Source organism: Siansivirga zeaxanthinifaciens CC-SAMT-1 (assembly GCF_000941055.1).
In the GTDB taxonomy this organism is placed as follows: domain Bacteria; phylum Bacteroidota; class Bacteroidia; order Flavobacteriales; family Flavobacteriaceae; genus Siansivirga; species Siansivirga zeaxanthinifaciens.
On record NZ_CP007202.1, the window covers coordinates 2,373,040 to 2,397,629 of the forward strand.

Annotated in this window: 21 protein-coding genes; 14 read left to right on the forward strand and 7 right to left on the reverse strand. The window is 34.2% G+C overall.

Annotated elements, in window-relative coordinates; translation table 11 throughout:
* From AW14_RS10725 to AW14_RS10735, 3 genes are read right to left on the reverse strand one after another with little or no spacing between them, the layout of a single operon-like run.
* Positions 1-741, reverse strand: coding sequence for a sulfite exporter TauE/SafE family protein (locus AW14_RS10725; protein WP_044638803.1), 741 nt, complete (start codon positions 739-741; stop codon positions 1-3).
* A 1-nt stretch (position 742) separates the two neighbouring features.
* On the reverse strand, positions 743-1,081 hold the full coding sequence (locus AW14_RS10730; protein ID WP_044638804.1) for a winged helix-turn-helix domain-containing protein: 339 nt from the start codon (positions 1,079-1,081) through the stop codon (positions 743-745).
* Positions 1,082-1,083: 2 nt separating this feature from the next.
* The gene (locus AW14_RS10735) at positions 1,084-2,262 is read right to left on the reverse strand and encodes a molybdopterin molybdotransferase MoeA (protein ID WP_044638805.1); all 1,179 of its coding nucleotides are present in this window, start codon (positions 2,260-2,262) and stop codon (positions 1,084-1,086) included.
* A 140-nt stretch (positions 2,263-2,402) separates the two neighbouring features.
* Here AW14_RS10735 and AW14_RS10740 point away from each other — a divergent pair, with 140 nt between their 5' ends.
* From AW14_RS10740 to AW14_RS10795, 12 genes are all read left to right on the forward strand, one after another.
* Complete coding sequence (locus AW14_RS10740) at positions 2,403-3,161, forward strand: Crp/Fnr family transcriptional regulator (RefSeq protein ID WP_245617583.1); 759 nt, start codon at positions 2,403-2,405, stop codon at positions 3,159-3,161.
* A gap of 249 nt (positions 3,162-3,410) precedes the next feature.
* On the forward strand, positions 3,411-4,793 hold the full coding sequence (locus AW14_RS10745) for a CmpA/NrtA family ABC transporter substrate-binding protein (protein WP_044638806.1): 1,383 nt from the start codon (positions 3,411-3,413) through the stop codon (positions 4,791-4,793).
* Positions 4,794-4,824: 31 nt separating this feature from the next.
* Positions 4,825-5,931, forward strand: a complete 1,107-nt coding sequence (locus AW14_RS10750) for an ABC transporter permease (RefSeq protein ID WP_044638807.1) — start codon at positions 4,825-4,827, stop codon at positions 5,929-5,931.
* A gap of 140 nt (positions 5,932-6,071) precedes the next feature.
* Complete coding sequence (locus tag AW14_RS10755) at positions 6,072-6,917, forward strand: ABC transporter ATP-binding protein (RefSeq protein WP_044638808.1); 846 nt, start codon at positions 6,072-6,074, stop codon at positions 6,915-6,917.
* Positions 6,918-6,929: 12 nt separating this feature from the next.
* Positions 6,930-7,754 (forward strand): ABC transporter ATP-binding protein, encoded by an 825-nt coding sequence (locus AW14_RS10760; protein ID WP_044638809.1) that lies wholly within the window; start codon positions 6,930-6,932, stop codon positions 7,752-7,754.
* 42 nt (positions 7,755-7,796) lie between these two features.
* On the forward strand, positions 7,797-9,065 hold the full coding sequence (locus AW14_RS10765) for an alginate export family protein (protein ID WP_044638810.1): 1,269 nt from the start codon (positions 7,797-7,799) through the stop codon (positions 9,063-9,065).
* A gap of 1,083 nt (positions 9,066-10,148) precedes the next feature.
* Complete coding sequence (locus AW14_RS10770) at positions 10,149-11,684, forward strand: YifB family Mg chelatase-like AAA ATPase (protein WP_044638811.1); 1,536 nt, start codon at positions 10,149-10,151, stop codon at positions 11,682-11,684.
* Between the two features lie 107 nt (positions 11,685-11,791).
* A complete protein-coding gene (locus AW14_RS10775; protein ID WP_052647484.1) occupies positions 11,792-15,016 on the forward strand; it encodes a S41 family peptidase in 3,225 nt (1,074 codons plus the stop codon).
* An 8-nt stretch (positions 15,017-15,024) separates the two neighbouring features.
* Positions 15,025-16,257 (forward strand): Nramp family divalent metal transporter, encoded by a 1,233-nt coding sequence (locus AW14_RS10780; RefSeq protein WP_044638812.1) that lies wholly within the window; start codon positions 15,025-15,027, stop codon positions 16,255-16,257.
* Complete coding sequence (pxpA, locus tag AW14_RS10785; protein WP_052647485.1) at positions 16,257-16,997, forward strand: 5-oxoprolinase subunit PxpA; 741 nt, start codon at positions 16,257-16,259, stop codon at positions 16,995-16,997. The genes AW14_RS10780 and pxpA overlap by 1 nt, the downstream gene beginning before the upstream one ends.
* A gap of 3 nt (positions 16,998-17,000) precedes the next feature.
* Positions 17,001-17,732, forward strand: a complete 732-nt coding sequence (gene pxpB, locus AW14_RS10790) for a 5-oxoprolinase subunit PxpB (protein ID WP_044638813.1) — start codon at positions 17,001-17,003, stop codon at positions 17,730-17,732.
* Positions 17,725-18,570 carry a 5-oxoprolinase subunit C family protein gene (locus tag AW14_RS10795; protein ID WP_044638814.1) on the forward strand — a complete coding sequence of 282 codons (846 nt, stop codon included), beginning with the start codon at positions 17,725-17,727 and terminating at the stop codon, positions 18,568-18,570. The genes pxpB and AW14_RS10795 overlap by 8 nt, the downstream gene beginning before the upstream one ends.
* Here the strand turns inward: AW14_RS10795 and deoD are convergent.
* The 4 genes from deoD to clpB all read right to left on the reverse strand — a co-directional run bounded on the left by deoD (position 18,567) and on the right by clpB (position 23,592).
* Positions 18,567-19,265 carry a purine-nucleoside phosphorylase gene (deoD, locus tag AW14_RS10800; RefSeq protein WP_044638815.1) on the reverse strand — a complete coding sequence of 233 codons (699 nt, stop codon included), beginning with the start codon at positions 19,263-19,265 and terminating at the stop codon, positions 18,567-18,569. The genes AW14_RS10795 and deoD overlap by 4 nt on opposite strands.
* Positions 19,266-19,268: 3 nt before the next feature.
* Positions 19,269-19,940 (reverse strand): deoxyribose-phosphate aldolase, encoded by a 672-nt coding sequence (gene deoC, locus AW14_RS10805; RefSeq protein ID WP_044638816.1) that lies wholly within the window; start codon positions 19,938-19,940, stop codon positions 19,269-19,271.
* Positions 19,941-20,037: 97 nt separating this feature from the next.
* A complete protein-coding gene (deoC, locus tag AW14_RS10810; protein WP_044638817.1) occupies positions 20,038-20,694 on the reverse strand; it encodes a deoxyribose-phosphate aldolase in 657 nt (218 codons plus the stop codon).
* 285 nt (positions 20,695-20,979) lie between these two features.
* A complete protein-coding gene (gene clpB, locus AW14_RS10815) occupies positions 20,980-23,592 on the reverse strand; it encodes an ATP-dependent chaperone ClpB (protein WP_044638818.1) in 2,613 nt (870 codons plus the stop codon).
* A gap of 190 nt (positions 23,593-23,782) precedes the next feature.
* Here clpB and ytxJ point away from each other — a divergent pair, with 190 nt between their 5' ends.
* Together ytxJ and AW14_RS10825 are read left to right on the forward strand one after the other, a co-directional pair.
* On the forward strand, positions 23,783-24,172 hold the full coding sequence (gene ytxJ, locus AW14_RS10820) for a bacillithiol system redox-active protein YtxJ (RefSeq protein ID WP_044638819.1): 390 nt from the start codon (positions 23,783-23,785) through the stop codon (positions 24,170-24,172).
* A gap of 1 nt (position 24,173) precedes the next feature.
* Entirely contained in the window at positions 24,174-24,581 is a 408-nt protein-coding gene (locus AW14_RS10825; RefSeq protein WP_052647486.1) for a gamma-glutamylcyclotransferase family protein, read from the forward strand.
* The last annotated feature ends 9 nt before the right edge of the window (positions 24,582-24,590 follow it).

Consider the following 24,590-nt stretch of genomic DNA (forward strand, 5'->3'; position numbering starts at 1 on the left):
TTAAGTTAAAAACAGTTTAAAACAGGCAATTGCTAAAACAAACGCTAAGATGTAACGCAATTTCTGATTGTTTAATTTTTTACTCCCTAAATAACCTCCAAGAACACCGCCTAATAAGGCAACCATTACCAGAATAAAGGCTTCTTTTTGAATAGTTACACCGCTACTTATTTGACCAAATAATCCAGCAGCCGAATTAACCCATATAAATAATGCCGAAACAGCCGCAGCCTCTTTCATGTTCCCCCAATGTAAAAGTAAAATGATGGGTGTTAAAATAATACCACCGCCAATACCAATAAGCCCCGAGAAGAACCCGATAATACTGCCAATTAATAAGCCTTGCCATAATTTTACCTGTTTAATTTTGTGAGTATCATTTCCAAAAATATTCAGCATTTTTAATATGGCAAAAACCAATAAGATCGCTAATATTTTTTTGTAAATAGATGCATCTATCGCAATGCTTCCGCCTAAAAAAGCTAAAGGTATCGAGCTAATTGCAAACGGTAAAAAAAGTTTTTTGTTAAAGTGTCCAGCTTTGTAGTAATAATAAAAAGAAATTCCGGCTACAAATAAATTTAGTAGGAGTGCCGTAGGTTTCATTGTTTCAGGAGCAAACGAAAACAAGGCCATGAGTGCTAAATAACCACTGGCGCCGCCATGACCTACACTTGCATAAAGAAACGAAATGACAGGTAAAATAAACAAAAAAGCGTATATGTTTTCGGTTTGAAACATCTTAAATATTTTCTATTTTACTAAGTTGATAGTCTAAAAAAGTCCAACAATTTTGATTAATGTCGTCGAAAGCATTTATGAGGGATTTTCCATAATTTGTTAATTGGGCACCGCCGCCACCTTTGCCACCTGTGCTTGTAATGGTTACAGGTTCTTTTGCCGATTTGTTAACGGCATCAATCATATCCCAAGCTTTCTTATATGATATTTTTAAAGACTTTGCAGCAGCAGAAAGCGATCCTTTTTTATCGATGGCTTTTAGTAAGCGTACACGACCTTCACCTAAAAGTACATTGTCTTCAAACTCAATCCATATGCGACTTTTAATTTTATAACTCATAGTTACACGGGTAATAAAATTGTTTCAACGATATCGTTAATTTTTATTTTTGTTTGTTCTTCTGATACAAATACCAAGGCATTAGATAAAGCAAAAGTTTGTTGCATTGCCGAACTCTGACCTTCTAAAATTTCGACATTACCATTATTATAAATAGCTTTTAGAAATTGTGGTCTGTCACCTCGTTTAATAAATTTAGAAGCGGACTTAGCCTGCACTCGTTGTAAATCTTCACGCTCATTGTTAATTAGCTTTTGAAGCGATACATAAACATACATGTAGAAGCAGGTTAATGAAGCTGCAGGATTTCCTGGAAGAGCAAAAACAAGCGTCGATTCTTTTTTTCCGAAGAAGAAAGGCTTGCCAGGTTTTTGTTTTACTTTATAAAACAACTCTTCAACCTTTAGCTCAGCCAGAGCTTTACCAACAAAATCGTAATCACCCACCGAAATACCACCGGTAATTAAAAGCAAATCGTTGTTTTCTATAACTTTACTTAATGCTTTAACTGTTTGTTGGTAATCGTCTTTAATGTTGTGAATGGTAACTTCGTAAAATTTCAGGCTGTATAAAGCGCTTAGAAGCATTTTAGAATTACTCTCATAAATTTGTCCGTATTCCAGATAGGTTCCAGCTTCTACTAATTCATTGCCTGTTGTGATAATAGCTATTTGAGGTTTTTTATAAACAGCAACTTCTGTTATACCCAAAGAACTTAAATAGCCAATAGCAGCAGGCGTTAATTTGGTGTCTTTTTTAAGAGCAACTTGGCCTTTTTTTACTTGTTCTCCAATAGACCTTATATTGTCTTGCAGATTCATGGGGTCTGTAATTTTGATGCTTTTCCCATTAACCATCACTTTTTCCTGCATAATAACGCAGTTTGCAGTATCTGGCACAGGAGCACCTGTAAAAATTCTAACCGCATCGCCTTTTTTTAATATGGGTTGATGGTTATCGCCCGCTTTAATTTCATCTATAACATTATAAATTTGCTTATCATGCAAGCAAACAGCATAACCATCCATGGCAGATTGCCTAAATGGCGGCATGTTTATGGGTGCATATACATCTTTACAAAGTTTGTAACCTCCAGCTTTTTCAACTTGTTTCTTTGTTTCCTTTAACAGGGGAGTTGTGTTTGCCTTGATAATATTTAAGGCAGATTCGATGATAATCATATAAATCGTTATATATAAACAAATATAACGATAAAATGAATATTTCAAACAAATTACGTAATTATTATTTTATATTATAAGTATTAATACTTATATTTGATTCAAATAAATGGAATAAAGAATTTTAAATCTGTTTTAAATTGCAAAACGAACCATCGAAAACCATAAAAACCCAAGTTAGAAAACGAACGTCTTTTGATGTGTCTTGCGATGCATGCGAAAATTATACCTGTTTAATAAAACGAAATGTTGCGGTATTAAAGGATGTAAATTTACTTCATTTAAAAAGTAACATAAAGTGTAAAAAAGGTCAGCAGTTTATAATTGAAGGCGCTAGTGTTAGCGGTTTATTTTTTGTTTTAAAAGGTAAAGTGAAGGTTTTTAGAACGGGTATTAGTGGTAAAGAACAAATTGTGAGATTTGCTACAAAAGGGGAGATTATAGGGCATAGAGGTTTTGGAACAGAAGAGTTTTATTCCATTGGAGCCATTGCCTTAGAAGATACGATATTGTGCTATTTTTCTAAGAATAATTTGCAGGAAGCACTTTTAAACAACCCCAAATTTGCTTACGATTTTATGCTTTTCTACGCAAACGAACTTAATAGGAGTGAGTCTAAAGTAAAATCAATTTCTCAAATGACCGTTAGAGAACGTGTTATAGACGGCTTGTTATACATACATAGAAAGTTTGGTGCGAATAAAGGCTTTCTTGATATTGCTTTAACCCGAAAGGAATATGCCGATTATGCAGGAACATCGGAAGAACAGGTTATACGCGTGTTTTCTGCACTTAAAAAAGAAAATTTAATTTCATCTAAAGGAAAAAAAATTGGAATCCCCGATATACAACGTCTTAAAAACGAAATAAGTGAACATAACTTCTACTTAGATAGTTAATACGTATTTATAATAAATTTTTTAAAAACCATACGTTTTTTACGTATGGTTTTTTATTTACAGCAGTATGTGTATTTGTCTTTATAATTTTGATTATTAGTATTTTAAAAATAAAATATGTTTTTTGTCATGTTTTTTAATGGTAAAAAAAGTGGTTTTTTTATGGCTGATTTCATCGTTTAAAATTAAGTATACGTATATATTTGCATCAATAAGTAAGTATTAATACTTAATTTAAAACTAATCAATATGAAATCACTACTAACAAAAGCATCATGGATTTTATCGGTTTCCTTACTACTATTTTCTTGTGGAGGAAAAGATTCTAAAAAAACAACCGACGAGGTTGTAACCGAAACTTCAAAAACAAAAAAATTAAGCATTGAAAAACCACAACTAACATTTGGTTTTATAAAACTAACCGATATGGCTCCTTTGGCCATTGCAAAAGAAAAAGGATTCTTTGAAGATGAAGGATTGTTTGTTTCAGTTGAGGCACAATCTAACTGGAAAAATGTTTTAGACCGTGTTATCGATGGACAATTAGACGGTTCGCATATGCTTGCAGGACAACCTATAGCAGCAGGTGCTGGTTTTGGTAGACAAGCCGATTTAGTAACGGCTTTTTCAATGGATTTAAATGGTAACGGTATTACAGTGTCTAACGATGTATGGGCTAAAATGAAACCTAATGTGCCTTTAGATTCCGATGGGAAAACCATTCATCCTATTAAAGCAGATGCTTTAAAACCTGTTATTACAGAATATAAAAATAGCGGTAAACCATTTAAAATGGGTATGGTATTTCCTGTATCTACGCACAATTACGAAATACGTTATTGGTTGGCTGCCGCCGGAATTAACCCAGGGATGTACACGGCAGAGAATGTACAAGGTCAAATTGGTGCCGATGTATTACTGTCTGTTACGCCTCCGCCACAAATGCCTGCAACTTTAGAAGCAGGAACTATTTACGGTTATTGTGTGGGTGAGCCATGGAACCAGCAAGCTGTTTTTAAAGGTATTGGTGTGCCCGTTGTTACCAATTACGATATCTGGAAAAACAATCCGGAAAAAGTATTTGTAATGACTAAAAAGTTTGTGGAAGAAAATCCGAATACAGCCATAGCAGTTACCAAAGCTTTAATACGTGCTGGTAAATGGCTAGACGAACCAAGCAACCGTGCTGAAGCTGTTAAAATATTATCTATGTCGCAATACGTAGGAGCCGACGAGCAGGTGTTAGCTAATTCTATGACTGGTACTTTCGAGTTTGAAAAAGGTGATAAGCGTAGTATGCCCGACTTTAATGTTTTCTATAAATATCATGCTACTTATCCTTTCTACTCTGATGGTATTTGGTTTTTAACTCAAATGCGTCGTTGGGGACAAATTCCTGAAGCTAAACCAGCAGATTGGTATGAGAAAACTATTAAAGATATATACAGACCAGATATTTGGTTAAAGGCTGCTAATATTTTAGTTGAAGAAGGAAAAATACCTGCCACAGATATTCCTAAAACCGATGGTTATAAACCAGCAACCACCGATTTTATTGATGGTACAAAATACGACGCCAAAGATCCTATAGGATATATTAACAGTTTCTCAATTGGAAACAAAGACAAGTAAAACATACAAATTTTAATAAAATTTAGTAATCATGAGTCAGAGTGTAGCAATAAGTAAAATAACGAAGTTTTTAGGATTGGGTTTTTTAACCACGCTAAAAGATTTGTTTACAGGAAAACTAGAGAAAGAAGATTTTAAAAAATTTTTATTAAAGGTAGTAGTTCCCATAACATCGATATTACTATTTATTGGACTGTGGCATCTGGGTGCTAAATCTTTACACGATATTGAAGCCAATTTTAAAATAGAAAAGGCTTTAAATGAACAAGGTCCTGAGGCTGCCGAAGCATTAAGAGTTTGTATTGCATCGGGCGATATTAGCTGCCAGCCAAATACTTTGCCATCGCCAACACAAGTTTGGGAATCGTACCAGTCGCTGTTGCGAGATCATAAAATTATAAAGGCCGATAAAGCTGCTTTTATTGAAAAAACAGCCGATTTAAACGCGAAACGATTGGCACAAGGGGAAGCCCCTATTGTTTACACAGGAAGACCATCGTTTGTAGACCAAATTATAATGAGTTTAAAAACAGTTTTTGCGGGGTTTTTACTTGCATTAATTATTGCAGTTCCTATTGGTATTCTTATTGGGTTGAGTCCGACTTTAAAAAGCGCCTTTAATTGGTTTATTCAAATTTTTAAACCGGTTTCGCCCGTAGTTTGGTACCTGTTAGTGTTTATGATTGTAAAAACGATACTCATAGATTCCAGTGACGATAGTTCCTTTATAATTTCTTTTATAAGCGTAGGCTTATGCTCTATGTGGGCCACTTTAGTAAATACCGCTATGGGTGTTGCCTCGGTAGATAAAGATTATATAAACGTTGCTAAAGTACTTAAGTTAGGTCCTGTACAAAAGATTTTTAAAGTGGTGCTTCCTTCGTCGTTACCATTAATTTTTACAGGTTTAAAAATTACACTTTCGGTGGCCTGGATGGTTTTAATTGCCATTGAGTTATTAGCTCAAAGTCCTGGTTTAGGATTGTTTGTATGGGAGGAATTTCAAAATGGAGCCAACGATTCGAATTCTAAAATTATAGTGGCCATGTTTGTTATTGGTATTATAGGTTTCTTATTAGATAGAATCATGCTTACCATACAAAACCTGGTGTCTTTTAATAAAAATGATGGTATTTAAACGATTGGTATTGCGTTAGGGATAGTAGTGAAAATCCTTTTTTAAGCGAACGAAGCAACGCGGAAGTGAAACTTAAAAAAGATTGTAACGCATAGCCCGACCCTTGTGGTAACGCCCAAATTAACGTAAAATGAAAAAAAATGGCATACTTAGAATTAAATAATGTTTATAAATCTTACGGGGTTGGAGACCAAGTTACAGAGGTGTTGTCTAACATCAATTTAACTATTAATGAAGGCGAATTTGTTGCTATTGTTGGGTTTACAGGCAGCGGAAAAACAACCTTGGTGAATTTAATTAATGGTTTGTTGCAGCCAACATCGGGCGAGGTTTTGTTTAAAGGTGTACCTATTGTTGGAACGAGTCATGAGCGCGGCGTGATTTTTCAGAATTATTCGTTGCTGCCTTGGTTAACCGTTGGGCAGAATATTTATATGGCTGTGAAAGAGGTTTTTCCTAAGAAAAGTAAAAAGGAGCTGCATGATATTGTGGTGAATTTTGTTGATATGGTGAGTTTGTCGCACGCCATAAATAAGCGCCCAAAAGAGCTTTCGGGCGGTATGAGACAACGTGTGGCTGTTGCCAGAGCTTTAGCTATGAAACCTGAAATGATTATTATGGATGAGCCTTTAGGTGCTTTAGATGCCTTAACTCGCGGAAATTTACAGGATGAGATTTTAAATATCTGGGGGAAAGATAAGCGTACCGCCTTATTAATTACGAATGATGTAGATGAGGGCATTTATATGGCCGATCGCATTATTCCGCTTCGTCCGGGACCGAAAGCTACGTTGGGACCTGAGTTTAAAATTGATATTGAGCGCCCTAGAGATAAAACCGAATTGAACGATAATGCCAACTTTAAGCATACACGTAACGCTATTATTGAATACCTGATGGATATTGGTAACGAACGCAAATCGGAGTCTAAAGAAGCTTATGTTTTGCCAGATTTAGCACCAAAAAGTTTTGTAGGACGCTTTTAAAAGAATAAACACATGAACACAGATATAATACACACCGATATAATTACGGAAAATGGTATTGCTTTTCCGCCGGAAGTTATGCTGGATTTGAAACATCTTATAAAAGTATATCCAACACCAAAAGGCGATTATGTGGTACTTGAAGACTTGAATCTTCAAATAATGAAAGAGGAGTTTGTTACCATTATTGGGCATTCGGGTTGCGGTAAAACAACCATGCTTTCTATGATTGCTGGGTTAAATGAAATTTCTGGCGGTTCTATATCGGTTTTAGGAAATCATATAAAAGGACCGGGTCCCGACAGAGGGGTTATTTTTCAAGCGCCCAGTTTAATGCCCTGGATGACGTCTTTACAAAACGTTTTGTTAGGTGTTAACCAAGTGTTTCCGCATGCCACCAAAGCACAGCGCAACGATATTGCTAAATACTATTTACAAAAGGTAGGGCTGGAAGATGCTTTTAATAAGAAGGCGTCTGAGTTATCTCAAGGGATGCAACAGCGTGTTGGAATTGCCAGAGCATTCGCCATTAAACCCAAAGTATTATTACTAGATGAGCCTTTTGGAATGTTAGATTCTTTAACGCGAGGCGAACTGCAAGATATTCTTATTGAAATATGGAATAAGGAAAAAATAACAGCGGTTATGATAACGCACGATGTTGATGAAGCCATTTTTTTAGCAGATCGAGTGGTTATGATGACTAGCGGGCCTAAGGCCAAAATTGGGGATGTTTTAAATATTGAATTTGAAAGACCCAGAACTCGAAAAGCCGTTTTAGAACACGACGATTATTATAAATATAGAAAGCATCTTATAGACTTTTTAGAACATTAAACAGAAACTAACACAAATCAATAAACTTAAAATCAAAAAAAAATGAAAAAACAATACCTTATTTTAGGCCTATTATTAGGGTGCTTACAATTGGCACAAGCGCAATTTACTTTAGATGGTGAATTTCGTCCGAGAGCAGAATACCGTCATGGTTTTGGTAGCTTAATTGCAGATGATGCCGATGCAGGGTTTGGTATATCGGCCAGAGCGCGTTTAAATGCAGGTTTTAAAACCGATGCTTATAACTTTTATTTAAGCCTACAGGATGTTATGGTTTGGGGTGAAAACAGACAAATTTTACCTTACGACCAAAACAACTCTTTTGCTGTTTTTGAAGCTTGGGCCGATATTAGTTTAGGAAAAGGATTTTCAACAAAGCTAGGACGTCAGGTTATTTCTTATGATGATGAGCGTATTTTTGGTGGCTTAGATTGGGCACAACAAGGGCGTAATCATGATGCCGCTTTATTAAAATACAACAAAGGTAAATTTATAGCAGACTTAGGTTTGGCTTTTAGTCAGGATTACTCAGATCCTACGGGTTTTGTTAATACAGGAACGGGATATAATACCACAGGCTTTTTTACTTACAAAACCATGCAGTATGTGTACTTGAAACAATCTTGGAATAAATTTTCAGGTAGTTTATTATTATTAAACAATGGTTTTCAAAACTTTGATACTGCAAGTGCACCAGATGGTACTAGCAATCTTCAAACCTTAGGAACGCATTTAGATTATAAAGCAGGAAGCTTTGGTATTGCTGCTAATGCGTTTTTACAAACGGGCGAGCGTCAAGGGTCTGTTAAAGTTAAAGGAGCTTATTTATTAGGGTTAGATCTAACGTATAAAGCATCGTCTAAAGTTGGTTTGGGTGCTGGTTTAGAAATTATTAGTGGCAACGATGCCGGTGCTGGCGAAACGGGTGCGTTCTTTCCTTTATATGGAACAAACCATAAATTTAACGGTCTTATGGATTACTTCTATGTTGGAAATCATGCCAATTCTATTGGTTTGTTTGATGTTCATGTAAGTGCAAACTTTAAACTAAACGAATCGTCTAACTTGATGGTTAAAGCCTTAAACTTTAGTGGAGAACAAGCATTAGCAAGTGGTGAAAAATCGTTAGGAACCGAATTAGATTTAGTGTACTCTAAGAAATTTAAAGGTTATAGTCTAGTTTTAGGGTATTCTCAATTGTTCCCTGCCGATGGTATGTATGAATTAAAAGGTATAGCCGAAGCCGATGCCGATAGTGTTCAAAACTGGGCTTGGGCTATGTTAGTTTTAAAACCTAAATTTTTAAATTAAAACAGTAAGTAATTATTTAAGTAGTCATAATTTTTTTAAAGTGTTTAAAAGAACCCTATTTATGAGGGTTCTTTTTTTTATATATAGAATATTCCTCTTTTACTACTGTTAAAGATTAATTTCTTGTGATAGTAAATTATGAAACAAATACAAGTTAAAATTAATGAGCAGAAATATAAAAATCAATTTTTGATTTATTCAATAATAATATATTCATATTAAAACCTTAAAACGTTGAATTGGAGATGAATTTTTATTATTTTAAATAGGAAAAAACTAAAAAATATATTTTTATATCTGTTAAAAAGCATTGAATTTTAAATATATACTTATATATTTGTTTTTATAAAAATACCCCCACTAATAATAGCGGGGGAATGAGGTGAAACTTTTTAAATAAAGTTTCTTCTTAAATTTTAAATATTGAATTTATTGCCAGTTCGACGAAAAAATGCCAATAATTTTCAATAAGTAAAATATGAATGCTGCAAAGTTCATTAGAACTTGCAGCATTTCTTTATTTATATACTTCATACATTTTTATATACGTATTTAGTTTTACAATTTATCATCCAAAGCACCCTTGGTAAGGCTATTATATTTATCAGATATAGTTATGCTAAAATAACCAAAAACTATAAAAATATTTTTTCTAATAGATATAAGTTATAAACATAGTAAATAACAATTTTGTTTGAGCTGTTATTTAACTCTAAACGAAATAAAACCAATACTGTTAAATTTTTGTTATTTACTTTATAACAAATTTACTCCAAATGATAGGTTTATTAAAATAGAGTTACTAACAAATGAAAAATCTTATCGACATTCTTATATTATAATTTATCGTGCTGTAATAGTGATGTATGGTTTAAATTGGCATGTTTATTTAACCTAAATAACGTTTAAAAGGAGTACTTAAAAGGTATACATTACAGAAATCCAATAAGTAATTATTTAAGTAGTGATAATTTTTTTAAAGTGTTTAAAAGAACCCTATTTATGAGGGTTCTTTTTTATATATAGAATATTCCTCTTTTTAAAAAACTATTTTCTTACTTTTAAAGCGGTAAAATATTACACATGCTTAAAAAAATTTATGGGAGTGCTGTTTTTGGTGTAGATGCGACAACCATTACAGTCGAGGTGAATGTCGATTCTGGTATAGGGTATCATTTAGTAGGTTTGCCAGATAATGCTATTAAAGAGAGTAATTACAGAATTGCTGCTGCTTTACAAAACAATGGTTATAAAATTCCCGGAAAGAAAATAACCATTAATATGGCGCCTGCCGATTTAAGAAAGGAGGGAAGTGCTTACGATTTATCTTTAGCTATTGGTATTCTGGCAGCTTCAAAACAGATAAAAGCAGACAATTTAGAACAATATTTAATAATGGGTGAGTTGTCTTTAGATGGAAGTTTGCAACCCATCAAAGGCGCTTTACCTATTGCTGTTAAAGCCAGACAAGAAGGCTTTAAAGGATTTATTTTACCTATTCAAAACGCAAAAGAAGCCGCTATTGTGGATAATCTGGAGGTTTATGGTGTAGAAAATATTAAACAGGTTATTGATTATTTTGATAAAAATGCGCCTTTAGAACAAACGATTTTAAATATCAGAGAAGAGTTTAATAAAAATTTAGATTTTCCTGAATTCGATTTTAGCGATGTTAAAGGACAGGAAGGTATTAAAAGATGCATGGAAATTGCTGCTGCTGGTGGGCATAACATTATTTTAATTGGTCCGCCTGGTGCAGGAAAAACAATGCTCGCCAAGCGTTTGCCAAGCATATTGCCACCCATGACACTTCATGAGGCGCTAGAAACAACAAAAATACATTCTGTAGTTGGCAAAGTAAAAGATACGGGACTCATGGCACAGCGACCGTTTAGAAGTCCGCACCATACCATATCAAATGTGGCATTGGTTGGTGGTGGTAGCTATCCGCAACCAGGTGAAATTTCATTAAGCCATAATGGTGTTTTGTTTTTAGATGAATTGCCCGAATTTAAACGCGAAGTTCTCGAGGTGATGCGCCAGCCGCTCGAAGATCGGGAAGTTACCATTTCGAGAGCGAAGTTCACGGTAACCTACCCGAGCAGTTTTATGCTTGTGGCGAGTATGAACCCCAGTCCAGGAGGCTATTTTAACGATCCCAATGCTCCAGTAACTTCCAGTCCTGCAGAAATGCAGCGGTATTTAAGTAAAATTTCTGGTCCTTTATTAGATAGAATTGATATACATATTGAAGTAACACCCGTACCTTTTGAAAAACTTTCAGAAGAACGAAAAAGTGAAACTTCTATTGAAATAAGACAGCGTGTTATAAAAGCCAGAGATATCCAAACCGAACGATTTAAAGATTCTGAAGCGGTACATTATAATGCTCAAATGAACACCAAACAAATTCGTAAATATTGCCAATTAGATGAAGCTTCAAAAGCATTGCTAAAAACAGCCATGGAACGTTTAAACTTGTCGGCTCGAGCTTACGATAGAATTTTAAAAGTTTCGAGAACCATTGCAGATTTAGAAGGGTCTGCTGAAATTCAAGGCGCTCATATTAGTGAAGCCATTCAATACAGAAGTCTGGATAGAGATGGTTGGTTAGGTTAATTTTGTTATTTTCAATAAAAGCTTGTTTTTGTTAAATTATTTTTAATTTTCTGGTTAAGATGTCTATAAAACTTATTTTTATCGCCTAAACCAAAAAAAAAGCTATAATGAAATTAACATTACGACTGCTATTTCTTAGTCTATTTTTATCCTTTACAAACGGATTTGCACAAAATCCTCTAATACATTCACCTGCCGTTAGTCCCGACGGAAAATTAATAGCCTTTAATTACCAAGGCGATATCTGGACAGCTAATGCCGATGGCAGTAATGCCAAACGCATCACCATTCACGAGGGATACGATACAAACCCGATGTGGAGTAAAGATGGAAAAACCATTGCGTTTGAAAGTAATCGGTTTGGAAATTCAGACATATTTTTAGTGCCTTTTCAAGGTGGTTTGCCTAAACGCCTAACGTATCATTCTGCAGGCGATTATATTACCGATTATACCGATAATGGCGATATTTTATTTTCTACTAGACGTGATTTTGCACAAGTGGAACGAGAATCGGAAGTGTTTATAGTTAACGAAAAAGGAGGAACGCCTTATCGATTTTTAAGTTCCTTAGGGTTCGATGCAACCTTATCTCCAAACGGAAAATTTATAGCTTTTACAAAAGGAAGCTGCCGAATTGCACGTGAGGCGTACCGCGGACCAGCACAACGCGATATTTGGTTATACGATATTAAAAAAGATAGCTACACGCAGTTAACTACCTACGATGGTAACGATTTTAGTCCGAAATGGGCAAATAACAATACCATTTATTTTCAATCTTCTCGTAGTGGAAAATACAATGTTCATAAACTTAGCATAAACGATTCTGGCGCGAAAATAGGTTCGGTGAGTCAGGTTACATCTTTAAATAAATTTGGTTTATTCTCATTTAATTTAAGCAAAAATGGCAACGATTTAATTGCAGTTTCAGGTGATGAGGTTTATATGTATAATATAGCTACAGCATCATTAAAAGAAGTTAAAATTAATATCGGGTCCGATTATAGATTCGATCCAATCGTGCATAAACAGTATAGCTCTGGAATTAATTCTGTAGCAGTTTCTGCAAATGGAAAATACAGTGCTTTAGAAATTAGAGGCGAAATATTTTTAACTGAAAATGATAAAGATAGAAGAAAAACGGTTAATGTGAGCACGTCGGCATACAGAGATAGAATGCCAACATGGGTTAACGATTCTACCTTGCTTTTTGTTTCAGACCGAGACGGACAGTACGATTTTTATCTTTTAAAATCAGACGATCCCAAAGAATCTAATCTGTTTAAAACATTAAAACATAAAGTTATTAGGTTAACCAAAACCAGTGAAAATGAAACCGATCCGGTTATCTCTCCAGATGGTAATTTAATTGCGTATCAACGCGGACGTGGCGAATTGGTTGTAGCTTCTATTAATGGCGATAAATTATCGAATGAAAAGGTTTTGCTAAACGGCTGGAGCTCGCCATCTAACATTGCCTGGTCGCCAGATTCTATTTGGTTATCTTATGGTTTGCCAGATTTAGAATTTAATGATGAGATTTATATTCATAAGGCAGATAATTCGATGAAACCCGTTAATGTTTCTATGCATCCAAAACAAGATCGAGGTGCTATTTGGAGTCCAGACGGGAAAAAATTAATTTTTTCTTCAGACCGAAGTAATGGCGATTTCGATGTATGGTTTGTTTGGTTAAACAAAAAAGATTGGCAAAAAACGCCTCAAGATTGGGAGGAAGAAGCTTCAGAAGAAAACAAATCAAAAGATAAAAAATCTGATAAAAAAGATGATAAGAAAAAGGATGCTGTAGAACCTATAACCATCGATTTTGATAACATCTACGAAAGACAAGTACAGGTAACCAATTTTATAGGTGGCGAGTTGGCTTGTGGTGTAACAAAAGATGGTGAAACTATTTATTATGTTACCGGAAATGTCTCTAGAACCGATGCCGAAATGAATTCCGATTTATATAAAATTAAGTGGAATGGCAAGGATAAAAAAGAGATTACATCTGGAAATTCAAGACCATCAAACATTAGTCAGACTAAAGATTATTCGCATTTGTATTTAACCAAATCGGGTACTTTAAACAAATTGAATTTAGCTGGAGATAAAATGGAATCACTACCTGTAGCAGCTAAAATGGATGTTGATTATATTACAGAAACTAATCAAATTTTTGAAGAAGCATGGAAGGCTATCAATGATGGTTTTTACGACCCTAATTTTCATGGTCAGGATTGGGGAAAATTAAAAGAAAAATACAAACCATTGGCATTAAAAGCTTCTACCAGAGACGATTTTCAATATATTTTCAACCTCATGTTAGGGCAAATTAATGCCAGTCACATGGGATTAAATGGTGGCGAAAATCGTGAAGATTTACAAGCAGAAAGAACAGGTTTGTTAGGGGTGGAGCTAAAACCACAATCTAATGGTTCGTTGGTTGTTACAGCTGTTACTTCAGATATGCCTGCAGATAGAGAGGTAAGTAAGTTGAATACAGGAGATATTATTACCGCAGTGAATGGTGTGGAATTATCTGCGAACACAAATGTTTATAGTTTGTTTGAAGGTACTGCAAATGATAAAATTTATTTAAGTGTTACCTCTAATGGAGCGAGTAAAGAAGTTTTTATTCGCCCACAAACAAGCAATAGAAACGAGAATTATTATGCTTGGGTTAAAGAACAAAAACAATTAACAGAGAAATACTCGGGAGGAAAATTAGGGTATATTCATATTCAAGGTATGGATTGGACAAGTTTTGAAACCTTTGAAAGGGAATTAACAGCAGCCGGATTGGGTAAAGAGGGTATTGTTATTGATGTTCGTTTTAACGGTGGTGGTTGGACTACAGATTATCTTATGGCTGTTTTAACCGTGAAACAACATGCTTATACGGTTCCGCGAGGGGCAACCAACAACTTGGAAAGAGATCACACAAAATTTAAAGATCATTATCCTTATAGCGAGCGATTACCTTTAGCTGCATGGACTAAACCGTCTATTGCTTTATGTAATGAAACCAGTTATTCGAATGCCGAAATATTTTCTCATGCTTATAAGTCGTTAGGAATTGGTACCTTAGTGGGTGTTCCAACATTTGGAGCCGTAATTTCAACGGGAGCCACTCGATTAATTGATGGGTCTTTTGTTAGAATGCCTTTTAGAGGCTGGTACGTAAAAAGTACAGAAAAAAATATGGAATTAGGACCCGCAGTACCAGATGTTATTGTTTATAATAATCCGGACGACAAAGCGAAAGCTTCCGATAGTCAACTTAAAAAAGCCGTTGAGATTTTATTAAGTCAACTTAAAAAGTAATTTAAATCATTTTGAAAAATATTTTCAAAAATATAGGACCAGGACCTTTAATTGCAGCAGCATTTATTGGTCCTGGTACTGTTACTGTATGTACCTTGGCTGGTGCTAATTTTGGCTATGCTTTATTGTGGGCGATGGTGTTATCTATTATTGCCACTGTTGTTTTGCAAGGGATGTCTGCAAGATTAGGTTTAATATCTCAAAAAGGACTTTCGGAAATTATAAGAGACGAAATTAAAACACCTTTTATCAAAATATTTGCCATAACCTTAATTTTATCAGCAATTGTTATTGGTAACGCAGCTTATGAAGCTGGTAACATTACAGGTGGTGTGTTGGGCTTAGAAACCCTTATTACTAATCCGACGTTTCAATTGGGAAACTTTTCAATTAAAGGCTTTAATGTTTTAATAGGTTTTTTAGCTATTACACTGTTGTATATTGGAAATTATAAGGTTCTGGAAAAAGTTTTAGTATCTATGGTTATACTCATGAGTTTAGCCTTTATTATTACCGTTTTTATAATAAAACCAGATATTTATTCAATTTTAAAAGGTATGTTTATTCCAAGCATACCCTCACAAAGTTTATTAACTATTATGGCTTTAATAGGCACCACTGTAGTGCCCTATAATTTGTTTTTACATGCCTCGTTGGTAAAGGAAAAATGGCAAAACCCAAACGATTTAAAATTGGTTAATAAAGACACGTTTATAGCTGTTGTTTTAGGAGGCATCGTATCTATGTGTATTATTATTTCTGCAACGTTTATTACAACAGAAAATGTGACTAATGCTTCAGATTTAGCAATAGGGTTAGAGCCGCTTTTTGGAAGTTTTGCAAAATATTTTTTAGCCATTGGCTTATTTGCAGCAGGTATTACAAGCGCCATTACGGCACCGTTGGCAGCTGCTTACGTAGCCTGTGGTTGTTTGGGTTGGAAAGCCCATTTAAAAAACAAACAGTTTAAAATGGTCTGGATGTTTATAATTATTATGGGGGTTTTATTTTCTTCTCTAGGAATTAAACCTATAACCGTTATACAATTTGCTCAAATTGCCAACGGAATGTTATTACCATTAATTGCTGGTTTTTTAATTTGGGTAGTCAATAAAAAAACAATTTTAGGCGAATTTAAAAATAATTTATTTCAAAATATATTTGCCTTTATTATATTAGGGATTAGTATTTTACTTTCTTTGGTAACCCTTAATAATGTGCTAAAACTAAATATTTTTTAGTGAAAAATACAACCATCGATATTAATGTAGATTTAGGTGAAGGCGTTGGTAATGAAGCTCTTTTAATGCCTTTTATTACTTCTTGTAATATTGCCTGTGGTGGACATGCGGGAGATTTACAAACCATGCAAGAGGTTGTTAACTTAGCAAAACGGTATGATGTTAAAGTAGGAGCACACCCTTCATTTCCAGATAAAGAACATTTTGGCAGACATACTATTGAAATGTCTAACGCCGACTTGTTTGTATCTATTAAACAACAAATTGAGGCTCTATTGGGAATTTTAGATAATGAGCAAGTACCCCTAAATCACATTAAACTTCATGGTGCTTTGTACAACTTGGCCGCAGTAAACAAAAATACCGCTCAAGTTGTTGTTGATGTTGTAAAATCGTTTGATTTTCCTGTCAGGTTGTATGTGCCTTTTAAGTCTGTTATAGCCGATTTTGCCATTACAAATAATATTGAAATCGTTTATGAAGCCTTTGCAGATAGGAATTATAATGACGATTTAACTTTGGTTTCCAGAACACAGAAAGATGCTGTTATACATGATTCAAATCGCATGTTTAATCATGTTTTGAGTGTAGTAAACTATAAAGCAGTAAAAACTATTTCAGGAACTTATAAGCATATTGAAGCTGAAACGTTTTGCATCCATGGCGATAATCCAAATGCTGTTGAATTGATAAAATATCTTAGAATGCATTTAGAGACAAAACATATTTTTGTAAGCTAATTTATGACTTTTAAATTAACATATAAACCATTTGGAGAATGCTCAATTTTAATAGAATGGCCTCATGAAATTAATGAAAATATTTTAGAGGATGTGCTTAATTTTAAAGAAAAACTGCAAGCTGTTTTAATTGAACAAGTTATTGAAGTAAAACACGCATATAATTCAATATTAGTAACTTATAATAATTATATTTTCAATTTCAATGAATACATTTCTGAATTAAAAAACATTTACAACAGTTCCGTTGCAAACCAGAAATTAGAGCGTTTTTTATGGACGATACCTGTATGTTATGATGCTGTTTTTGGTTTGGATTTAGAAAGCTTATCGCAAGAGAAAAACATACCAACAGCCGATGTTATTAAATTGCATACCGAAGCCATTTATACGGTTTATTTTATTGGATTTTTACCCGGTTTTTTATACTTGGGAGGCTTAAATGAAATTTTAAATACACCTCGAAAAGCATCACCCAGATTAAAAATAGAACAAGGTGCGGTAGCCATTGGGGGTAATCAAACAGGCGTGTATCCAACCGAGAGTCCTGGAGGTTGGAATATAATTGGAAATACACCCATCTCTTTTTTTAATCCGAATTTAGAAAAGCCTTGTTTTGCCAAGGCTGGAGACAAAATAAAATTCAAGTCGGTTTCAATAGATAATTATAATGATATTAAATTATTGGTTGAAGCAGACGTCTATCAGATAGAAAGCGAGGTGATAGATGCTTAAAGTTATTAAAGGCGGGTTTTATACGTCGGTACAAGACTTTGGCCGATTTGGTTGCCAAGAATTTGGCGTACCAAATTCGGGTGTTATGGATCGATTATCGGCAGCCTTTGCGAATAGTATTTTAGGAAACGATAAAGCATCGGGTGTTTTAGAAATAACCATGGCGGGGCCGACTTTAGAATTTACAAAACGAACCCTTATTTGTATTTCTGGAGCTAACTTGAATCCCAAAATTAATGACCACCCAGTTAAATTAAATAAAGCATTGCATATTGAAGCAGGGGATGTGTTGTCATTTTCAACTTTACAGGAAGGCTTCAGGTGTTATTTAGCTGTTTTAGGCGGTTTTAATGCTGAAATAGTAATGAATAGTCAAAGTATGTATTCAAACATTACCAGCAGAGTTATCTTGTCTAAAAATGATACATTAGATTACACTGAAGTTTTGACTGATAAAATTCATAGCCATGCTTCAATTAAATTTCCTAAAAATCATTTTAATTCAAAATACATAGAAGTTTTTAAAGGGCCCGAGTTCGATTTACTTTCAGACGATCAAAAGAAAATCATTTCGAGTTTTGAGTTTTCAATTTCAAAGAATAATAACAGAATGGCTTATCAGTTAGAAGAGCCTATTAAAAATAATTTAAAGCCCATTATTACCTCGCTTGTTTTGCCAGGAACGGTTCAATTAACACCTGCTGGAAATCTTATTATTTTAATGCGAGACTGCCAAACTACTGGTGGCTATCCCAGGGTTTTACAATTAACAGAACATGCGATAAATATTTTATCTCAAAAATATGTTGGTAAGAAGGTGCAATTTAAATTGATTTAAGCCAATTCTAAGGCAATTTGAATCATTTCCTTAAAGGTAGTTTCTCGTTCTTTGCTGGTGGTTTGCTCTTTAGTAACCAGCGAATCGGATATGGTTAAAATAGCTAAGGCATTTACACTATGTTTGGCAGCAACGGAGTATAATCCGGCTGTTTCCATTTCAACACAAAGCACCCCAAATTCCGACCATTTTTTATAAGATTCTAAATCATCTTCATAAAATGCATCCGAAGTAAACACATTTCCGGCTTTAATAGAAATATTTTTAGATTTTGCAATGTCGACTGCTTTTTGGAATAATTCAAAGTTTGCAGTGGGCGCATAATTTGCTCCATTAAAACGCAGCTCATTAACTCCAGAATTTGAAGAAGCTGCCATAGCAAGTACAATATCTCTTATTTTAACATGGGGTTGATAAGATCCTGCACTTCCCACGCGAATTAAATTTTTTACTTGATATTCTGTAATTAATTCGTGGGCATAAATTGAAATTGAAGGCACGCCCATACCTGTTCCCATTACAGATACTCGTTTGCCGTTATAAAGGCCTGTATAACCAAGCATGCCTCTAATGGTATTAAAACAAACGGCTGCTTCTAAAAATGTTTCAGAAATCCATTTCGCTCGTAAAGGATCTCCCGGCAATAATATGGTTTCGGCAATTTCACCTGGTTTAGCTTCAATGTGTACACTCATAACTTAATAGTTTTTATCTGAGTTAGCCTTTTTTCCGGTAACAATGGAAATGCCAGAAGATGTTCCTAATCGATCGGCACCTGCATGAATATATTCGATGGCGGTTTTAAAATCTTTTATGCCTCCTGAAGCTTTTATTTTGCATTGGTTGTTAGCAATATGTTTCATGAGTTTAACATGGGCTAGAGTAGCACCAGCAGTGCCAAAACCAGTCGAAGTTTTTAGGTAATCTGCACCTGCTTCAATAGCAAGTTCGCTCGCTTTAATAATTTCAGATTCGTCTAAATAGCAGGTTTCTAAAATAACTTTTAAAATATTATTCGGTAAACAGTTTTTAACAGACTTAATATCGTTTTTTACCGCTGTAAATTCCTTGCTTTTTAAATAGCCAATATTAATTACCATGTCAATTTCATCGGCACCATCAAAAAGCGACTGTCTTGTTTCGTAAACTTTACTGGCAGTGCTCATAGCACCTAGCGGAAAACCAATAACCGTACAAATTTTTACAGGCGAATCTTTTAGTAAAATTTTAGCTAATTTTATATAGCAACTGTTAATACAAACGGTTTGAAATTTGTATTTTTTTGCCTCTTCACAAAGCGTAATAATATCTTCTTTTGTAGCGCTAGCCTTTAAATTGGTATGGTCTATATAACTGCTAAGGTGTTTCATGTATTAAACAGGTTTGTATTGAAATCTGCTATACATCAAAGGTATTAACAATTAATTTAATTTTAATGTTTTAGCGCTTGGATATTGTGAAATGATATTACACAAATTTTCTGGCGGATTTGGTCTTTTTCATTTTCGCCTCGTAACTTATTCTGTGAACACCAGTTTCAAGATATTTTAAGGCAATTTCTGAATTATTAATACTTCCAGAAGCTTGAATTTTAGCCTTGTTTTTTAGTGTTTTTTTAATGATTTTAATGGCTGTTAGTGTAGCTCCTCTTTTAGAAAATCCACTAGATGTTTTTACGTAATCTACGTTTGCATCAGTGCAGATTTCACAAGCCTTTACAATTTCATTTTTGCTCAATTCTGAAATTTCGATAATGACTTTCAAGGGCGTATCTCCAATGGCTAATTTTAAATCATTTAAATCCCGTAAAACCGATACGTAATTATGGCTTTTTAGAAGACCTAGATTAATCACAGTTTCAATTTCGTCGGCACCATCGTCTATGGCTTTTTTTGCTTCAAAAATTTTAGCTTCGGTTGACATGGCTCCCAAAGGAAATCCAACAACTGTGGCTATCTTGATATCTGTGTTTTTTAGAAGTTGTTTTGCCAAAGCAACGTAACAACTATTTAAGCAAACAGCGTAAAAGTTGTTGGTAATGGCTTCGTGACAAAAGTCTATAATGTCACGTTCAGTTGATGTCGCTTTTAAAAGCGTATAATCAATGTTTCTGGATATTTCCATGCTATAAATTAGTTCTTGATTTATCTTAGGGATCAATAAATCACAATTATCAAAATAATTGGTTTGGTAGTTAGGGAAATGTAAAATTACAAAATATTTCGATTGAAAATTAAAAAAATGGATATCCGTGTGTTTTTTGTAAGATTTAACGTGTAATATTTTTAAGTGATTCGTTTGCAGGATATTAAAAAAAAAGCAGCATAACTTATTTAAAATAAGTTATGCTGCTTTAAATTATCCAACCATATTAATAGACTAAATTAACATGTATTTGTTACGGAAAAATTAAATTTTGTCGGTAACTAAATCGCCTTGATTTCTAAAAACCAATTCATTATCGAAAGCATCTAGTAAAATAATACTATCTGTAGATACTTTACCAGCCAGTATTTCTTTACTAAGCTTGTTTAGTACTTCTTTTTGAATGACACGTTTTACAGGTCTGGCGCCATATTCAGGATTATAGCCTTTATCTGCTAAATAGGTTATAGCCTCTGGGGTAGCATCGAAAGTAATGCCTTGTTGACCTATCATTTTTGTAATACCTTTTAACTGCAAGCTTACAATTTCTCTTATGTTAGACTGACTAAGCGGTGTAAACATAATGGTATCATCAATACGATTTAAAAACTCGGGTCTAACACTTTGTTTTAAAATAGCTAACACATCTATTTTTGCAGCTTCAATAGCAGAATCGATATCTTTTGTTGCTTCAAAATGTTGTTGAATTACAGAGCTACCAATATTGGATGTCATGATTATAATGGTATTTTTAAAATCGGCAACACGCCCTTTATTGTCTGTTAAATGCCCTTCATCTAGAACCTGTAACAGGATGTTAAACGTATCTGGGTGTGCTTTTTCAATTTCATCTAAAAGCACTACAGAATAGGGTTTTCTTCTTACAGCTTCAGTTAATTGTCCGCCTTCATCATAACCAACATATCCTGGAGGCGCACCTACCAATCTGCTCACGGCATGACGTTCTTGATATTCGCTCATATCAATTCTGGTCATAGCATTTTCATCGTCAAATAAATACTCGGCTAAGGCTTTTGCCAGCTCAGTTTTACCAACACCTGTGGTTCCTAAAAACAAGAAGGTACCAATAGGTTTTTTAGGGTTTTGCAGGCCAGCACGACTTCTACGAACCGCATCACTCACAGCTTCAATAGCTTCCTCTTGACCAACCACACGTTTATGTAATTGATCTTCTAATTTTAGAAGTTTTTCGCGTTCGCTTTGTAGCATTTTTGTCACTGGTATTCCGGTCCATTTTGCTACAACTTCGGCAATATCATCGTAAGTAACTTCTTCTTTAATTAATGAATTGCTATTGGCTTGCTGGTTTGCCAGTATTTTTTGTTGTTCTTCTAGCGTTTGCTGAGCTTCTTTTATTTTACCATAACGTAGTTCGGCTACTTTTCCGTAATCGCCTTCACGTTCGGCTTTTTCGGCTTCTAATTTAAAGTTTTCAATAGCCAGCTTGGTATTTTGTATATTTTCAACAACTTCTTTTTCGCTTTTCCATTTGGCATTAATTTCGTTTCGCTGCTCTTTGATATTCGCTAAATCTGAGCGTAATATTTTTAATTTATTTTCGTCTTTTTCACGTTTGATGGCTTCAATTTCAATTTCTAATTGCATGATTTTTCTATCTAAAACATCAAGTTCTTCAGGTTTAGAATCGATTTCCATACGCAATTTAGAAGCAGCCTCATCCATTAAATCGATGGCTTTATCTGGTAAAAAACGATTGGTAATATAACGTTGTGATAATTCAACAGCACCAATAATGGCTTCATCTTTTATACGTACTTTGTGGTGGGCTTCGTATTTTTCTTTAATACCACGAAGTATGGAAATGGCACTCTCGGTGTCAGGTTCGTCTACCATGACTTTTTGGAAACGACGTTCTAAAGCTTTGTCTTTTTCAAAATATTTTTGATATTCATCTAAAGTAGTTGCTCCAATAGCGCGAAGTTCCCCACGAGCTAAAGCAGGTTTTAAAATGTTAGCTGCATCCATAGCACCTTGGCCGCCACCAGCGCCCACAAGCGTGTGAATTTCATCTATAAAAAGTACGATATCGCCCTCGCTAGTTGTAACTTCTTTTATTACGGCTTTTAAGCGTTCTTCGAATTCACCTTTATATTTAGCACCTGCAATTAAGGCACCCATATCTAAAGCAAAAATTTGTTTGTCTTTAAGGTTTTCGGGAATATCGCCATCGACAATTCTGTGCGCTAAACCTTCGGCAATAGCTGTTTTACCAGTTCCGGGTTCACCAACTAAAATAGGATTGTTCTTGGTTCGACGTGATAAAATTTGAAGAATACGACGTATTTCTTCATCGCGCCCAATCACAGGATCTAATTTTCCATCTTTAGCTAACTGGTTTAAGTTTTTAGCGTATTTGTTAAGTGAATTATAGGTTTCTTCTTGACTTTGAGAAGTTACACGATCGCCTTTACGCAATTCATTTATACTTGCAGTTAAGGTTTTTTCGGTAACACCTTGGTCTTTTAACATTTGAGCTATTTTGCTATTAGATTTAAAAATGGCTATAATTAAATGTTCTACAGACACGTAATCATCGTTCATTTTTTTAGCTATAATAGAAGCTTCGTTAAGGGTTTTGTTAGCTTCACGAGATAGCATAAGTTCACCGCCAGAGACTTTAGCAAAACTTTCAATTTGTTTATCTAAAGTTTTTTCCAGCATAGAAATATTAACATTCAATTTTTTCAAAATGAATGGTAATACATTTTCATCAACTTCAAAAATACCTTTAAAAAAGTGTTCGTTTTCAATTTGTTGATGGCCAAAACTTTGCGCAATTTGTTGCGCTTGTTGTATGGCTTCTTGCGATTTAATTGTATAATTATTTAAGTTCATAGTGTATATTTTTTTTCCGCGAAAGCGAAAATGATTTTTATTAATTTATTTTTACAACTAGAATAGGTCAATAACCTTACCAATGCTTATAGGGAGACAAAATGTCGGTTAAAGCGTTGTTGTTAGTGACTTTTAGTCAGTTGTAAGGTTGCATATCTATTTCGACTTAATAAATTATAAGATACAAAAAATGGGAATATTTAACACATTATTTAGTGGTTCAAATGAACCAAAAAAGGAAAAAAATATACAATGGCTTCCTTTAACCACAAAAACACAATTAGATGATATTCAATCGAAATCATTAACTAAAACACAGGCTATTTTTAAACATTCTACGCGCTGTGGTATTAGCAGAATGGTTTTAAAGCAATTTGAATCTGATTTCAATTTAAATGAAGACCAAATAGATTTGATTTTTTTAGACTTATTAGTTTATCGCGATATTTCAAATGAAATAGCAGAGCGTTTTCAAGTTATGCACGAATCGCCACAAATTTTAATTATAAGAAATGGTGTTGTTGTAGCGCATTCTAGCCATGGTGGAATTAATGATTTAGATATTAATAAATACATATAAAATGCCAACTGCCAGTAACTACTTGTTCGTTTACGGTACTTTGATGCAAGATTTTAAGAATGAGATGTCACAATTTTTGGCGTCTCATTCTCAATTTATAGCACATGGTTACTTTACGGGTAAGCTTTATGAGGTTGATGGTTTTCCAGGCGCCATACCAAGTGATGACGAACATGAAAAGGTTTACGGCAGTGTTTTTAAATTGCATGATATTAATAAAGTTTTTGAAGTTTTAGATGCTTACGAAGGCATCGATAAAACATCTTCTGAGCCTGATTTGTATAATAGGGTATTAGTTGATGTTTCTTTAGACAATAAAGAATCTTTAAGTTGTTGGGTTTATATATACAATTTCCCGGTCGATACTTTAAAACGGATCCCTTCTGGAAACTATAAAAGCTCCATCTAATTTTGTTTC